Genomic DNA, 15848 nt, shown 5'->3' on the forward strand with positions numbered 1-15848 from the left:
GTGGATTAGGGGACACCGGAGGATGTGTTCCAATTTAGGGACAGCGCGTCCCTTTACCTTAAAAGGAGGCGATAAAAATGAATTTGGGCGATCGTGAAATACTCACGGATTTGCTTCTGGGGGCCAAGCACATTTCCACCTGTTACCATCATGCCATCCTGGAGGCGGCCAGTGACAGATCCCGGAATGTGCTTATGCAGCTCCATAACGACGAGCTCAATACCCACAGGCAGATATTTGAACTCATGTATACCAGGGGATATTACCAGGTGGAACCTGCCCGGGCAGCCGCCGCCGGAACCTATGCCACCTCCGTGGGCATGGGCATGGGACAGCAAGCGGGTATGGCTGCTCAGCAAATGATCAGCCCCGGTATGGCCGGCCAAAATTACTACGGCATGCAGGGCCAGAACATTCCGGGCATGCCGGGAACTTACGGCGCCACAGGCCGGTAATGGGAAAAAGGCCTGTGCAGGAACCCGCCCTCCGGCGGGTTCTTTCCTTTTGTGCAAATTATTGACTATAGGGTGGAAACTATCTCCAAACACGCATGAAATTTATGCTGGCCAGGAGGTTTATGCCGGATTCCTTGCTTTTTTGCCTCAGATATTTTATAAAGGTCCCCAGGAAATCTTCCCATAGCCCGGTAACTTCCCGTTTGTGGCCTTCTTTGATTAATATCACGCTGGCGTCCACGGATTCTTTAATCAGTATTAGTGAGTTATTCAGGTTTTTTCTTAAAAGTTCAAGCCGCTCCATCAAAAAAGACCTCCTAAATTTCAGCTCTGTTTCCACCGGGCAGCTGCCGTGCCATCCTTGCCCGGGCTCGCGGTGGTTAAGCTTTTCTATTGAGATTCACCACTTTATAATCTTTCCCATAAACAGCCCTAATGTTTCCCCAATGACGGAAAACAATTATTAATAGTTGCCGGCGTTATAAAAAATTCCATCTAAATATTATATAAAGGCAAATACGGATAATACCTGGTTTAAAATTTTTCAATACGTTAACAAAAATCTAAAAATTACCTAACTTTTACCATGTAAGATTTGAACATTAAAAAAAGTTGGAGGTGTTAGCATTCCATGAGCAAAAGAAAACGTTGGGCAGGCATAATTTCCCTGCTGGCCGTCCTGGCTCTGTTTGTGTCTTTCATAGCAAGCCCGGCCACGGTGGGAGTAGCCAAGTCCGGCAAGGGCGAGGTTTACACCGGGAAGGTTCCCAAGTATGTTTTTGTGTTTATAGGAGACGGCATGAGCTATGCCCAGGTCAGCAGCGCGGAAATGTATATGGGACAAAAGGCCATGCCCGGAAAAGTCACCCCAAAGCAGGTCAATTTTACCCAGTTTCCCACTCACGGAGCCCTTATGACCCAGGATTCCACGTCATTTATTCCTGATTCGGCCTCCACCGCCACTTCCCTGGCTTCAGGTCAAAAGACCCTTTCCGGAGTAATTAACATGGATGAAACCAAAACCAAAAAATATAAACCCATTACCGAAGACTTAAAAGCAAGGGGCTACAAAATAGGCATCATCACCAGCGTACCCATCACCCATGCCACCCCTGCCGCTTATTACGCCAAGGTTGCCAGCAGGGACGACGCTTACGACATAGGCAAGCAACTGGCGGCCAGCGGGTTTGACTTCTTTGGGGGCGGCTCTTTCGACAAGCCCACGGGGACCAACAAGGATCAAAAACCCATTTTTGAAATTGTAGAGGAAGCAGGTTACACCATCGCGGATACCAATGAAGAAATACGCGCCCTGGACAAAAATTCCGGCAAAGTGGTTGCAATAAGTCCGGCGCTGGATGGAACGGCCTTAAACTACGAGATTGACCGGAATGAGGAAAAGGGTGAACTCTCCCTGGCCGATTTTGTTAAAGAGGGCATAGAGGTGCTGGATAACCCCAAAGGATTCTTCATAATGACGGAAGGCGGTAAAATCGACTGGGCCAACCATGCCAACGATGCCGCCGCTTCCATCCATGATACCATAGCCTTTGCCGACGCGGTTGAAGAAGCTGTGAAATTCTATAATAAACATCCCGAGGAGACTCTGATTCTGGTTACCGCCGACCACGAGTGCGGCGGTATGACCCTGGGCTTTGCCAACACCGGGTACAGCACCTACTTTGAGAAGCTTCAGCCTGTGACCATGTCCTATGTGGAATTCGACAAAATTCTAAGTCAGTACAAGAAAACCGCAACCAGGGATACGGCCAAACTGGAAGACCTGATGGACGAAATAAAAAGCGCCTATGGATTAAGTACGGCCAATCTGAGCCAGTATGAAATGGGCATGCTGCGCAAGGCCCTTGACTGGTCCATGATAGATAAATCAGAGAGGAAATATAACGAGCAGGAAAATATACTTTACGGCACTTATGAACCCTTAAGCGTAACCCTGTGCCATATCGTGAATAACAAGGCCGGACTCAGCTTCACTTCTTACTCCCACACCGGCCTTCCGGTGCCGGTTTATGCCATGGGCAGCGGCGCCGATATGTTTAACGGCTTCTACGATAACACTGAGATTTATTACAAGCTGGCCGCCATCACAAATATAAGCTGATTAAAAAACCTTTTAGAATTTCTTGCCGGTGGATTATGTGTTACCTGTCCTGAGCGGGATAAACCCGCTCAGGTTTTTATATTGCGGTCAAATTTACAACTGCTGGAGGCAATAACATTGTCAAGCAAAACTTCCGCCATAACCGGTTATATATCAGCGCGCTTCCGGGGTATTCCCCCCCGGGAACTTGCTTTTAACCTGCTGGTTATGATTTTTATCATAATTCTGGCGCTAATGCCCACCGGATTTCCAACAAATGATTATCCCGACAGCGTCCGGGCAGTGGCCCGGGTGCTGGAAGTAAATAATGATAACGTTTTTAGCACCATTAGTTTTGTGTTCCAGGGCGAACAGATTTGCAAAGTGGAAATACTGGACGGCCCCTTTAAGGGACAGCAGGCTTATGCCAACAACAGATTCAACGGCAGGCTCGAGGTGGATAAGGTTTTTACGGCCGGGGACAAGGCCCTGGTGGTTATCGACTATACCGGTCAAACAATAAGATATGTAACCATGATTGACCATTACCGCATTAACCTGGAGGCGTTCCTGTTCGGCATTTTCGCCCTGTTCCTTTTACTATTCGCCCGCTGGACCGGGGCCAAGGCGCTGCTGTCTTTTTTACTGACCGTTTTAATGATCTGGAAATTGCTTATTCCCCTGCTGCTCAAGGGATGGAATCCCATCATCATTTCTCTGTTTTTTGTGGTTGCAACCACCACCACAATTCTTTTCATGGTGGGGGGGATCAACCGGAAATCCATGGCCGCGGCCCTGGGTTCCCTGGCGGGAACTTTACTCACAACCATAATGGCAATAGTCTTCGGCGAAAGTTTTAAAATCCACGGAGCCGTGCTGCCCCATTCCGAAACACTGCTCTATGCGGGATACGCTAATCTGAATCTGACGGAAATATTAATTGCCGTTGTATTCATAGCATCAGCCGGCGCCCTTATGGATCTGGCCATCGACATAGCCGCCGCCGTCAATGAAGTGGTGGAAAAAAACCCGGACATCACCACTGCCGAGGCCATACACTGCGGTTTTAACGTGGGCAGGACCGTGGTGGGCACCATGACAACCACCCTTTTATTCGCCTACACGGGAGGATACATAGCCCTGCTGATGGTTTTCATGGCCCAGGGCACACCGGTTGTTAACATTCTTAACCTGAAGTATGTGTCCAAGGAAATAATGCATACCGTGGTAGGCAGTTTGGGGCTGGTGGCGGTGGCTCCCTTCACAGCCATTTCAGCCGGAATTCTACTAACCAAAAAACGCCGCCAATAATTGGGGTCAGGCTTTACTTTGTTAATTTCTCCGCATATTCGTAAAAAATTCTTTCTTTAATCTGGCTAACAGCCTGCAAGACCCCGGCCTTCAAGGCAGGGGTCTTGCAGGCTGTTAGCTCGAACTAAGTTCGCTTTTTAGGAAAGGGGACAACCTCTATGAGAGCCTGACTATGGGGTGAGGAATGTCCCCAACGTATGTCCGGTAGAGGAATAACCTCTTCCGAACCCAAGGCTCACTTGTATTATTGCCCCTGGCGATAATGTGACTGACTGCCCCGTAATAGTGGATTCTGGTTTCTCTCCCCATACAGCTTCCCTATGCCATAAATTTCTATTTAATACTGACTTTACACAGAGACAGTAACAAAGTAAAGCGTCACCCTAATTACAACTCATAATATGTTGACAAGTTGTCTGGATTATTGATACAATTTTTTTGTTAAAGAATAAAAAGCCGAAGTTTACGGTGATGAGACGCGGGGGAACCATTCTTCGGGGCAAATTTTTAGCATTGGATAGTGTCGTGTTTGGGCTGCCTGCCCGGGTCCTGCAGCCAACCTCGTGGGCTTATTGGCTTTTGAGTGTTTTTTAACGCTCGAGCCTGTACCAGCCCTTTTATTTTGCCGCTTATTGCCTGCTTTGTAACTTGCGACCTTTTGGAGCACAGCAGAGCCTTTCTTCGAAGAAAAAGGTACGCCTGCCGTGGAAACACCGTGTTCGGGCTTTTAATTTATGATAGGAGGTTGTTTGGATTATGTCTAAGAAGAGCGGAATTTACCGGTGGTGGAAATCTTTTTTGCTGCTTTCATTGCTGTTGCTCCTGTGGCTGATTCCGGGGGGCTGCGGGGATAGCGGTGAAAAAAACGGCACGGAGAATTCCGGTGAAAAAAAGAAAATAGTCTTTGGCGACTTCAGTTGGGACAGTGCGCAGGTTCACAACCGTGTAGCCGGGTTTATTGTGGAGCATGGTTACGGGTATCCGGTAGATTATTTGTTCGGTGAAACTGTGCCGATACTGCAGGGCCTTGGCAAGGGGAACGTTGACGCCACCATGGAAATATGGGTCCAGAATGTGCAGGAAGCCTATCAGAAGTTGATTGATTCCGGTGAGGTAACGGATCTGGGCCCCAATTTCCCGGATTCTCCCCAGGGCTGGTATGTGCCTACTTATGTAATCAAGGGGGATTCTTCCCGGGGAATCAAACCCATGGCTCCCGATCTCAAATCGGTCAGCGATCTTCCGAAATACCGGCAGCTTTTTAAGGACGCCGAGAGTCCCGATAAAGGCCGTTTTTACAATAGCCCTCCCGGGTGGGTCGTTACGGATATCAACGGGGATAAAATAAAGGCCTATGGTCTTGATAAATACTACAGCGTTTTTAGCACCGGCTCCGACTCAGCCCTATCCACCTCCATTGTATCCGCTTATGAGCAGGGGAAACCCTGGTTGGGTTATTATTGGGAGCCCACCTGGATAATGGGTAAATTGGACATGACCATGCTGGCTGAACCTCCTTATGACGAAAAATTGTGGAATACAAATCACGGCTGCAGCTTTCCGCCCACCGAGGTTCATGTTGCAGTTAACAGTAAACTGGAAAAGACTGCTCCCGAACTGGTGGATTTTTTAGATAACTATAATACCACTCTGGAGCAAACCAATTCGGCCCTGGCTTATATGCACGATAACGGGGTGGACGCAAGGGCCGCGGCCATATGGTACTTAAGGCAATATCCGGATGTCTGGCGGACATGGGTTCCCTCGAATGTGGCCCAAAAGGTCGAAGGCGCGTTGAAAGAGGTGAAGTAAGATGCCGTCAAAGCATTTCCCCCTGCTTGAGGTTGAGCACCTGAAGAAAATATTTGGACTGCCCAATAGGGATGTTGATATAAAAGACCCCGGCTTCCTTGAGAAGGCGGAGGCCTGCGGGGCGGTGGCAGCGGTGCGGGACATATCCTTCAGGGTTGAACGGGGCGAAGTTTTTGTCATCATGGGGCTTTCGGGCAGCGGCAAATCGACGCTTATCCGCTGTATCCTGCGGCTGATCGAACCTACCGCCGGGAGAGTGCTGGTGGACGGCGAGGACGTAACGGCAATGGATGATCGGCAGTTGACTGGGTTCCGTCGCACAAGGGTGGCCATGGTTTTCCAGCATTACGGTCTTTTGCCGCACCGCAACGTGCTGGAGAATGTTTCCTTCGGCTTGAAGCTTCGCGGTGTTAACCGTTCCCAGCGGGAAGAGGCGGCGTTTAAAGCAATTAAGCAGGTTGGCCTGGCGGGGTGGGAGAAACGCTATCCCGGTGACCTGTCCGGCGGAATGCAGCAGCGGGTCGGGATTGCCCGGGCCTTGCTGCATGATCCGGAACTGCTCTTAATGGATGAGCCGTTCAGCGGCCTGGATCCGTTGATTCGCCGGGAAATGCAGGATGAATTGATAAGGCTTCAGGAAGAACTGCAAAAGACAATTCTTTTTGTTACCCATGATTTAAATGAAGCGTTGCGCCTGGGTGACCGGATGGCGGTAATGCGGGAGGGTACTTTTGTCCATGTGGGGCGGCCCAGGGAAATCGTAATGAACCCGGTTGATGAGTATGTCCGGCGTTTTGTCCAGGATGAGCGCCGGGCGGCACTTTTAACCGAAGATAACGGTAAACAGGCGGGCCCGCGGAATTCCGGGGGATGTGTTTTGCCCATGGGCCGGCAGAAGAATTTGGCCGATATCGGGAGGTGAGCGGCGTGTTTCCGGAAATGCTTCAATTTCATATAGCCTCATATATCGACGTCTTCGTCAAGTGGCTTACGGTGGAATGGGGAAGCACTTTTAACGTGCTTACAAATTTGATTCTCCTGCTGCTGCTGAAGATACAATCCGGGCTGATGTTTGTCCCGTGGTGGCTATGGATTGCGGCTGTGGCAGCCATCCGCTGGCTTCAGACACGCAGGCTGGTTAAAACCGCGGGGCTGATTATTCTATTGATGGCAATCGGTGTCTTCGGGCTCTGGGCGGAGGCAATGGAGACCCTGGCAATTGTCATAACCTCGGTCACCATAGCCTTTGCCATCAGCATTCCGCTGGGAATTGCAATGGCCGAGTCCGACCGGATTAACGCTGTGGCCACACCACTGCTTGACGCCATGCAGACCATGCCCAGTTTTGTTTATCTCATTCCGGCATTGATGCTTTTCGGGCTGGGGAAGGTGCCGGCTGTAATCGCGACCCTGATTTACGCGGTTCCGCCCCTGGTTCGTTTAACCAACCTGGGTATTCGCCAGGTTTCCGCCAGCGTGCAGGAAGCCGCCGGCGCTTTCGGCGCCACCCGCTGGCAGATCATGCGGGAGGTCCGCCTGCCCTTGGCGATGCCCTCAATATTGGCCGGGCTAAATCAAACAACCATGATGGCTCTGGCGATGGTGGTGATTGCCAGTATGATTGGCGCCGGGGGTCTGGGTGAGAAGGTGCTGATTTCCATTAACCGAATCGCCGTCGGCAATGGTTTTGAAGCCGGCTTCGCGGTTGTGGCGCTGGCTATCGTCATCGATCGCACCACCCAGGGTTTGGCCAGGCGCTGGCAGCCGCCCAAGGTAAACTGATCCGGCCCGGTCATTACCGGCGTAAGTCTTCCCTGGGAGCTACCAAAAGTTAGGGATTCTCACGGCATATGGTGAGAATCCTTTTTTTTAAAAGGAGCTTGCAGCAGGCCAAAAGGGATTGCAACAGAAAATTACAATTTTTCGGCAAATTTGATTATTGACAAAGTGGTCATAAATGATAGGATAGTATATAGATACATGTATATACGTGTAGAGACAAAAAATACTATGTTATGAGGGAGGGAGGCTTGTCAAAATTGATAATAATCGGTGAAAAAATCAATGGGACCATTCCGGGAGTAAAAAAGGCCATAGCAGCAAAGGACGAAGAATTTATCCGCAGCATTGCCATAAACCAGGCTGAAGCAGGGGCCGACTACATTGATGTATGTGCCGGCACCGCGCCGGAAATTGAGGCTGAAACTTTAATATGGCTGATGGACATCGTTCAGGGTGCTGTTGATAAACCGTTATGTATTGACAGTCCCAATCCGAAAACAATCGCCAAGGTTTTCGGGCATGCCAAAAAGCCCGGCATAATCAACTCGGTTTCCGAGGAAGGCGAAAAATGCGAAACCATTTATCCGATGATTCAGGGAACTGAATGGCAGGTTATTGCATTAACCTGTGACAAAAGGGGAATTCCCTCCGATGTTCAGACCAGGGTGGATATAACTAAAATATTGGTGGAAAAGGCTCAAAAATATGATATAACTCCCGACAGAATACACATCGACCCCCTGGTAATGGCGCTGTCGGCAGATAACCGGTCATTGTTGAACTTTGCCGACACATTAACGGCTGTAAAAAAACTCTACCCCACAATTAAGGTAACTTCGGGTTTAAGTAACATTTCTTTCGGCATGCCCCTTAGAAAAATTGTAAACCAGCACTTTTTAGCCATCGCGGTTTATGCGGGAATGGATTCCGCCATTCTGGACCCTTGTAACAGAGATATATTAACCACACTTTTAACAACTGAAGCATTGCTTGGCCGGGACAGATACTGTAGGAATTTTGCCAATGCCTACCGTAAAAACAAAATTGGCCCGCCCAAAAATGAATGAAAAGGCAGCTGTCTTTTCAACCAACGTACAAGCCCGCTAACGGGAGTGTTGATCGTTCCTTAACCTGTATATACAGATACGTATCAATATAGTCATGTAGTGCAAAAAAGGAGGACAAAAGTATGCTGGATATGCAAGAGCTAACTAAAGCAGTGGGAGATCTGGATGAAAAAAAGGTATTGGGATTGCTGAATGAATTTGTGGCTTCCAATCCCAGCCCCCAGGATACCGCCATGGTGGTAAGCGCCTGCCAGCAGGGCATGGCCATTGTGGGAGATTTATTCGATGCCAAGGAATACTTTGTGGGAGATCTGATATTCGCCGGGGAATTGCTTACATCGGCTATCGATATTTTAAAACCTGTGATGGGCGGAGAAAACACCGCCAAAATTGGTAAAATGGTTCTTGCCACGGTGCAGGGGGACTTGCACGATATTGGCAAAAACATTTTCAAAAGCATGTCGGAAGCAGCGGGCTTCGAGGTGTACGACCTGGGCATAGACGCGCCTGCCAGCGCCTTTGTGGAAAAGGTGAAAGAAGTTAATCCTGAAATAGTTGGAATGAGCGGAGTACTTACCCTGGCTCTGGATTCAATGAAAAATACCGTGGAGGCGCTGAAGGAAGCGGGATTGCGCGACGGTGTGAAATTAATCATCGGCGGGAACCCTGTTACAGAGGAAGCTTGCAACATGATCGGCGCGGACGCGTTTACCACAAATGCCGCGGAAGGCGTTAAAATATGTCAGGGGTGGGTGAAATAAATGAGTGATGCAATGGCTCTGGCCCAGGAAAGAAATCAGATATTCGATGATTTGTTCGCAGGCAGGATCCCCAAAAGGGTACCGGTTTCCGTAAATTTACCCATTGAGTTTTGCATCCAGTACGCGGGACAGGATCTGGCCGATGCCCAGTGGAATACCGAAATGCTGGAGGAAATATTTGACAAGGCCTGCCAGGATTTTGCTTCGGATATGCTTCCGGTATTGGCCTTCAGATTTCCTTCATTTTATAAACTGCTGGGAGCCAAAAATTTCGTTATGAGCTCCAGCGGCTTCCTGCAGCACCCCGAGGTTGAGGGATTGGCCCGGGAAGACTACGATGCTTTTATCGCCTCGCCCTTTAACTGCATCATGGAAAAAATATTACCCAAATTATATACCGAACTGGACAAAGACCCGGTTACAAAAGCAATGACATTGGCCAAGGCTTTCAAAGCGTTCCACGATGAAATGGGCCATGCGGGAATGGTATACGGCAAGCTGATTCAAAAATACGGCTATACCGACGTAAACCTGTTTGCCGGATTCTGTGAGGCCCCTTTTGATTTTGTGGCGGACCAGTTAAGGGGATTTAAGGGCATTTCCATTGATGTAAGAAGGATGCCTGATAAAGTGGAAGCGGCGGCTGAGGCCGCAACTCCGTTAATGATAAAAATGGGCGTGCCTCCGGTTCCCTCAAAACACGCCTCCACGTTTATTCCACTGCACATGGCGCCGTATTTGCGTGAAAAGGATTTTGCCAAATTGTATTGGCCCACATTTAAGAGGCTGGTGGAGGCCCTGGCGGAGGCCGGATACCCGTCATTCCTGTTCGCGGAGCAGGATTGGATGAGGTATCTTGATTATCTGGAGGAACTGCCTGAAAATACCAGGATTATGTTTGAATACGGCGATCCTAAACTCGCCAAGGAAAAAATAGGCAAGAAACATATCATTTCCGGTTTCTATCCCGTTTCACTTTTGAAAACAGGCACAAAACAGCAGTGCATAGACAAGGCAAAAGAGCTTATCGATATTCTGGCGCCGGGTGGAAAGTATTTGTTTAATCTGGATAAATCCCCGGTGACACTGGACAGCGTTAATGTTGAAAACTTACAGGCAGTGCTGGAATACGTGAGCACAAACGCTAATTATTAAAGGAGGGATTTTGTTTGAATACAAATTACTATAAAACCTGGGAGCAGTATAAAGCCGAACACCCTGAAATAGATGAAAAACAAGAAAAGGCAATGGCCGGCAAAATGCAGAGCTATGAGGAAATGATGTTTAGTTTCATTATGTTCCTGCTGGTTTAGGCGGCTGCCCAGGGCCTATCTCAATAAATAAAAAAAGCCGCTGCCGATAGGGTAAACGTCAGTAAGTACAGAGAGAGATTGTTCTCTCTCTGTACTATTTCAATCTGACAGCCGGGCAGTGTCCATGAGTTGACAAAAATAGATACCAATTTTAAGATATAAACTGTTATATTGTAGTAATGCGTAGGAATGGTTGTTTAAACCCGGCATTGTTATATTGCCGGCCGGAGAGGTTGTTTGCATGAGCTATGCCATTATTGCCTGCCGAACCCTTGAGGATGAACTGAATCTGGCGATGCGGGAAACCGGGTGCGGTTGTCCCGTGATCTGGGTGGAATCCGATTACCATCTGGACCCGAATCTTTTAAGGTCAAAACTTCAACTTGAAATAGATAATTTAAAAGATATTGAAAGCGTTTTATTTGCCTATGGCTGCTGCGGCAACGGCCTGGTGGGTTTAAAGGCCACCACCGCCGGACTGATTATCCCCAGGACCGAAGACTGCATATCCATGGTGCTGGGCAGGCCCGGTGAAAAGTTTGAACGCCAGAAACAGGTCTATTTTTTAACCAGGGGCTGGATGGAAGGCTCCAAAAGCATATTGGCCGAATACAGCCATGCCATGGAACGCTATGGAGAGAAAAGGACAAAAAGAATTTTCGAGCTGATGCTTAAACATTACCGGTATTTTATGCTGATAGACACCGGAGCCTATAAATTGGAGGATTGTTTTGACAAAGCCGAAGAATTGGCCAAAAACACCGATCTGGAGCTGATAATGGCCAAGGGTGACATTTGGTTTTTGAAGAAGCTGCTCACGGGGCCTTATAATGATGACTTTTGCTTAATCCCGAAGGGCGGGACGGTTAATATAGGCCACTTCGGATTGGCCCGCCCGGTGCCGTCCAATCAAACCGGGGCCGGGTAAACTTAAATGATTTTGTTAAAATGATATTTGAGTGGAGGGTAAAATGAAAGATTTCCGGAAAAAGCAAAGGTCACTGATAAAGCACGTGGAGCAGCTGGACGAGGTAAATGCCGTTAAGCTGGCCGCCGAGCTGCTGGAGGACGGCATGGAACCGCTGTACCTGCTGGATTTGATCAATCAGGGTATGAACAGGGTGGGGCAACTTTACGAAAACAAGCGCTATTATATAGCTGATTTGATAATGGCCGGACTTATATTTAAACAGGTGTTGGAACTGGATAAAATGACCGCCCATTTCAACATCAAGCACAATAATAAAATTGGCTCAGTTGTCCTTGGTACCGTGAAAGGGGACATTCACGATATTGGCAAGGATATTATCCGGGGGATGCTGGAGGCAAACGGCTTTGAGGTTGTTGATGTCGGGGTGGATGTTCCCAAGGAGCATTTTCTGAAAAAATATGAGGAATATAAACCGGATATTTTGGGGCTTAGCGGAGTGTTGACAAACACCGTGGACACCATGAAAGAGGTGGTGGACGCTTTTGCGGGAGCCGGGCTCAGAGATAAGGTAAAGATTATTGTGGGTGGCAACCATCTGACGGAAGAGTCCTGTAAATTTATAGGGGCGGATAACTTTGCCAATGACGCTTCGGTTGGGGTAAAAGTCTGCAAGGAATGGATGAATTGCACTAATAAGCAGGGAGTAAATAATAATGGTTAGTCCGGTTTACCTGAAAATAGTTGAGGATATTAAAAGAAAAATAAATAGCACAGAATTAAAACCGGGCGACGTGGTTTCTTCGGAAACAGCTTTATGCAAAGAATATGGCGCCAGCCGGATGACTGTAAGAAAAGGTCTTGCCATTCTGGCTAATGAGGGTTACATTTATTCAATTCCGGGCAAAGGTAATTTTGTTCAAAAACCGGAGCTTAATAAATATACCATTTACTACGATGAAATGAACAATGCCATTAACAGTGTTGATAAAGCCAGACTGCTGGAAGTAAATATCATTATGCCCGATGAGAAGCTGGCCGGCGATTTGCATATTACCAGGAATAAAAATGTCATTATGATCCGCAGGCTGTTCTATACGGATGGCGCTCCTGTGGCTTATGACATTAAATATTTGCTGTATCAAAAAGGTATGCCCGTGGTGGAAAAGGAAATCGAACACGCAACCTTTCCGGAAATGTTGTCCAAAAGGGTTTCTTATTTCGGGTTGAAGAAAGAACTGATAATTTATGCCGCCATACCGGATGAGGATATAAAAAGATATTTAAATATTTACGATGATCTTGCCCTGCTGGTGGTTGAGCAAAAGCTTTACAACGGGGAAAACAAGCCGGTTGGACTGGGGATAACCTATTTCCGGGGAGACTATATTAAATTGCAGGGAACTAGTCAATGAAAACTCAAAATTGCCGGAGGGACGTTGGACAGGCTGCATCATTAACCGGTGCAGTTTAGTTTTTTTAAACCCTTGACCGGATACTGCAACAAATAAGGGGGATTTTTGCCTTGAAAAAATATAAAGTCCTTTTTCAACCTCAAAATCTGGAAACGGAAGTGCCGGAAGACAGCACCCTCATGGAAGCAATGGACGGGGCCGGAATTGATTTTGATTTTCCCTGCGGCGGTCAGGGCAAGTGCGGGAAATGCCGGGTGAAGGTTTTACTGGGAGCCGGTGTGCCCACCTCCGGGGAGCTGGAGATTCTGGATGAAAAAGAATTGGGGAGCGGAATCCGACTGGCCTGCAGCACCAGGGTCCGGGACAATGTTGTGGTGGAACTGATCGACTATAAGCAACTGCAACACAATATTTTAATAGCCTCAAAGGAGAGGGCCTTTCAGATCGAGCCGCATCTGAATAAAATATTTGTTGAGGTGGAAAAGCCTTCCCTGGCTGCCCAGCGCCCGGACTGGCAGCGGGTTAAAGACAGCCTGGCCGAACAAGGCGTCCATCACCCCGCCCCGGAGGTGCCGGTTGCCCTCCTGCGGCGGCTGCCGGATACCCTGCGGGGGGCTGAGCACCGGGTTACCGCGGTAATACACGGCAATAGGGTGGTGGGCGTCGAGGGCCTGGACACCACCGGGACCATGCTGGGAATGGCTTTTGATATAGGCACCACAACCATTGTGGGATACCTGCTGGACCTTTATTCCGGCAAAGAGCTGGCCGTGGTGTCCACCCTCAATCCCCAGACCAAGTTCGGCGCGGATGTTATTTCCCGCATTACCTTCGCGGGCCGGGAGGAAGACGGGCTTGACAAACTGCACCGGGCGGTGATAGAGGCTGTTAACAGGCTAATCGGGGAAGCGGCGGAAAAAGCCGGTATAAACAGAAACCTGATTTACGGGTTAACCGTTGCCGCAAACACCTGTATGCATCACCTGTTTATCGGCATAAATCCCAGGAATATCGCGGTATCGCCATATGTGCCGGCTGTGGGCGAGCCCCTGGTGATAAATGCCGGGGAGTTGCAAATTTACATAAACCCCGCGGGTAAAATATTCATGTTGCCCAATATCGCGGGTTTTGTGGGGGCCGACACCACGGCGGTGCTGCTGGCCACGGAAATTGACCGGAGTGAGGATATCAAACTGGTTATAGATATCGGCACAAACGGGGAAATAGCCCTGGGCTCCGGAGAAAAAATGGTTGCCTGCTCTGCCGCGGCCGGGCCTGCCTTTGAAGGGGCGCAGATAAGCTGCGGCATGCGGGGCGCTGTCGGGGCAATCGATCATGTCTGTTTTGGGGATAAAATTGAATACTCCGTGATCGGAGGGGGCAGTCCCCTGGGTATCTGCGGTTCCGCCTTGCTTGACGCGGTGGCGGGTCTGCTGGAACTGGGCATGCTTGACCGGAGGGGAAGATTCATTCCCCGGGACAAATTAACAAATAGCGCCGCCCAAATGTTTAAAGACAATATTATAGAGCACGAGGGCCAAAGGGCATTTTTGCTGGCAGGGGCGGATAAAACCGGTAATGGCAGGCCGGTTGTGATTACCCAGGGCGATATCCGGGAACTTCAGCTGGCCAAGGGGGCCATGGCCGCGGGCATCAGGGTTTTAATGGAAATCCGCGGCGCCCGGTTTGACGATATTAAAGAGGTCCTGCTGGCCGGAGCCTTTGGGAATTATTTAAACCCGCACAGCGCGTGTGTAATAGGATTAATACCTTTGGAACTGGAAGAAAAGATAAAAATGATCGGCAATGCCGCGGGCACCGGCTCCAGATTGGCTTTGCTTTCCTCCGGTGAATACCGCAGGGCAAGTAATATCGCCAATATTGTTGAATTCGTCGAACTGGGCAGCTATCCCAAATTTAACAGTATTTTTGCGGAATCCACATATTTCAGGCAAATCCCCTGACGGTCCGGCGAACACCCTTTGCGATCCCGGCTAATGGTTTATTATTTATTTTCATTTTAATTAATCAGAAAAGGACTGAAGCAAAGACATGACCGAGCCCATTATTTGGGAAATTGAATTGCCGGATGTGACCATAGAAGATATTTTCCGGGCGGAAGGGGCTGACTACAGCAAAAGCCCTCCCCGTCCAAGCACGTTGGAATTGCACGGCCGGGTTTTGGCGGAGGCCGCCTCGTTGGTTCGCCCGGCAGTGCTCTGGCGGGAGGTCGACGTGCTGGGCGCCGGTGAGGGGGAGCTTTTTCTTGAGGGAGGGAAGAAGCTTACCAGCAGTCTTTTGGCCAGGGTGGCGGGAGCCGCCGAAAAATTAATTCTTTTCGTCATGACAATTGGAAGCGCCCTAGACCAACGCGAGGAATATTACAGTAAGGCCGGCAGAACCCTGGAAGCCTTTGTTCTTAACGCCGGCGGAACGGCATACATCCTTAAAAGCGGTATTGCGGCAAAGGACAAAATAAATGAGCATTACCAAAAGGCAGGCCTGAATACGACCTTTTCCCTGGGCCCCGGCCATTCATACTGGAACTCCCTGGAGGATATAAAAACCATTTTTCACCTGCTTAACGCCGGGCAAATGGGGCTTCGCCTGACAGATTCAAATTTAATGCTGCCCCGCAAGTCCATTGCCATGGTGCTGGCCGCGGGACGCGACCTGCCGGACTTTGGGGGGAAAACCCATTGTGATTTCTGCAGCCTACAGAAAAAATGCCATATAAGCCATTTCTAGGAGGCCGTTGAAAAAGTCCATCTGCTGCGTTGCGGCTGCGGCCTCAATGCTCGACGTAGTATGAGTACGTTTCCGCTTGAGGCCTTGCCGCGCCTTGCATCTGGAGCTTTTTGAACGGCCTCGGGCGGTAGTTTAGCAACATGTTTATTGTTTTT

The 15848-nt window shown here is 49.1% G+C and carries 16 protein-coding genes and 1 riboswitch; of the genes, 15 read left to right on the forward strand and 1 reads right to left on the reverse strand.

Annotated elements, in window-relative coordinates; all coding sequences use genetic code 11:
• The first annotated feature begins 77 nt into the window (after positions 1 to 77).
• A complete protein-coding gene (locus DCCM_RS03610; protein WP_104371088.1) occupies positions 78 to 455 on the forward strand; it encodes a spore coat protein in 378 nt (125 codons plus the stop codon).
• A gap of 79 nt (positions 456 to 534) precedes the next feature.
• Here the strand turns inward: DCCM_RS03610 and DCCM_RS03615 are convergent, their stop codons facing one another.
• Positions 535 to 759, reverse strand: a complete 225-nt coding sequence (locus DCCM_RS03615; protein WP_104371089.1) for a hypothetical protein — start codon at positions 757 to 759, stop codon at positions 535 to 537.
• A gap of 327 nt (positions 760 to 1086) precedes the next feature.
• On the opposite strand from DCCM_RS03615, the gene DCCM_RS03620 reads away from it, so the two are divergent.
• The 14 genes from DCCM_RS03620 (at position 1087) to DCCM_RS03680 (ending at position 15693) form a co-directional block, all read left to right on the forward strand.
• A complete protein-coding gene (locus tag DCCM_RS03620) occupies positions 1087 to 2577 on the forward strand; it encodes an alkaline phosphatase (RefSeq protein ID WP_104371090.1) in 1491 nt (496 codons plus the stop codon).
• Between the two features lie 117 nt (positions 2578 to 2694).
• Positions 2695 to 3867, forward strand: coding sequence for a YibE/F family protein (locus DCCM_RS03625; protein WP_231702638.1), 1173 nt, complete (start codon positions 2695 to 2697; stop codon positions 3865 to 3867).
• A 444-nt stretch (positions 3868 to 4311) separates the two neighbouring features.
• Positions 4312 to 4452: riboswitch (cyclic di-AMP (ydaO/yuaA leader) on the forward strand.
• Between the two features lie 171 nt (positions 4453 to 4623).
• Positions 4624 to 5679 carry an ABC transporter substrate-binding protein gene (locus DCCM_RS03630; protein WP_104371091.1) on the forward strand — a complete coding sequence of 352 codons (1056 nt, stop codon included), beginning with the start codon at positions 4624 to 4626 and terminating at the stop codon, positions 5677 to 5679.
• A 1-nt stretch (position 5680) separates the two neighbouring features.
• A complete protein-coding gene (locus DCCM_RS03635; protein ID WP_104371092.1) occupies positions 5681 to 6601 on the forward strand; it encodes a betaine/proline/choline family ABC transporter ATP-binding protein in 921 nt (306 codons plus the stop codon).
• A 5-nt stretch (positions 6602 to 6606) separates the two neighbouring features.
• Positions 6607 to 7461, forward strand: coding sequence for an ABC transporter permease (locus DCCM_RS03640; RefSeq protein ID WP_104371093.1), 855 nt, complete (start codon positions 6607 to 6609; stop codon positions 7459 to 7461).
• Between the two features lie 257 nt (positions 7462 to 7718).
• Positions 7719 to 8528, forward strand: a complete 810-nt coding sequence (locus tag DCCM_RS03645; protein ID WP_104371094.1) for a methyltetrahydrofolate cobalamin methyltransferase — start codon at positions 7719 to 7721, stop codon at positions 8526 to 8528.
• A 122-nt stretch (positions 8529 to 8650) separates the two neighbouring features.
• Complete coding sequence (locus DCCM_RS03650; RefSeq protein ID WP_104371095.1) at positions 8651 to 9289, forward strand: cobalamin B12-binding domain-containing protein; 639 nt, start codon at positions 8651 to 8653, stop codon at positions 9287 to 9289.
• Complete coding sequence (locus DCCM_RS03655; RefSeq protein WP_104371096.1) at positions 9290 to 10444, forward strand: uroporphyrinogen decarboxylase family protein; 1155 nt, start codon at positions 9290 to 9292, stop codon at positions 10442 to 10444.
• Between the two features lie 14 nt (positions 10445 to 10458).
• Positions 10459 to 10602 carry a hypothetical protein gene (locus tag DCCM_RS18400; RefSeq protein ID WP_165792007.1) on the forward strand — a complete coding sequence of 48 codons (144 nt, stop codon included), beginning with the start codon at positions 10459 to 10461 and terminating at the stop codon, positions 10600 to 10602.
• A 241-nt stretch (positions 10603 to 10843) separates the two neighbouring features.
• Positions 10844 to 11530 carry a DUF1638 domain-containing protein gene (locus DCCM_RS03660; RefSeq protein ID WP_104371110.1) on the forward strand — a complete coding sequence of 229 codons (687 nt, stop codon included), beginning with the start codon at positions 10844 to 10846 and terminating at the stop codon, positions 11528 to 11530.
• Between the two features lie 43 nt (positions 11531 to 11573).
• Entirely contained in the window at positions 11574 to 12254 is a 681-nt protein-coding gene (locus DCCM_RS03665; RefSeq protein WP_104371097.1) for a cobalamin B12-binding domain-containing protein, read from the forward strand.
• The gene (locus DCCM_RS03670) at positions 12247 to 12945 is read left to right on the forward strand and encodes a GntR family transcriptional regulator (protein ID WP_104371098.1); all 699 of its coding nucleotides are present in this window, start codon (positions 12247 to 12249) and stop codon (positions 12943 to 12945) included. The genes DCCM_RS03665 and DCCM_RS03670 overlap by 8 nt, the downstream gene beginning before the upstream one ends.
• A 110-nt stretch (positions 12946 to 13055) precedes the next feature.
• The gene (locus DCCM_RS03675) at positions 13056 to 14909 is read left to right on the forward strand and encodes an ASKHA domain-containing protein (protein WP_104371099.1); all 1854 of its coding nucleotides are present in this window, start codon (positions 13056 to 13058) and stop codon (positions 14907 to 14909) included.
• A gap of 88 nt (positions 14910 to 14997) precedes the next feature.
• Positions 14998 to 15693, forward strand: coding sequence for a Vitamin B12 dependent methionine synthase activation subunit (locus DCCM_RS03680; protein ID WP_104371100.1), 696 nt, complete (start codon positions 14998 to 15000; stop codon positions 15691 to 15693).
• Positions 15694 to 15848: the final 155 nt, after the last annotated feature.

It is taken from the genome of Desulfocucumis palustris (assembly GCF_002933875.1).
In the GTDB taxonomy this organism is placed as follows: Bacteria; Bacillota; Desulfotomaculia; order Desulfotomaculales; family Desulfocucumaceae; genus Desulfocucumis; species Desulfocucumis palustris.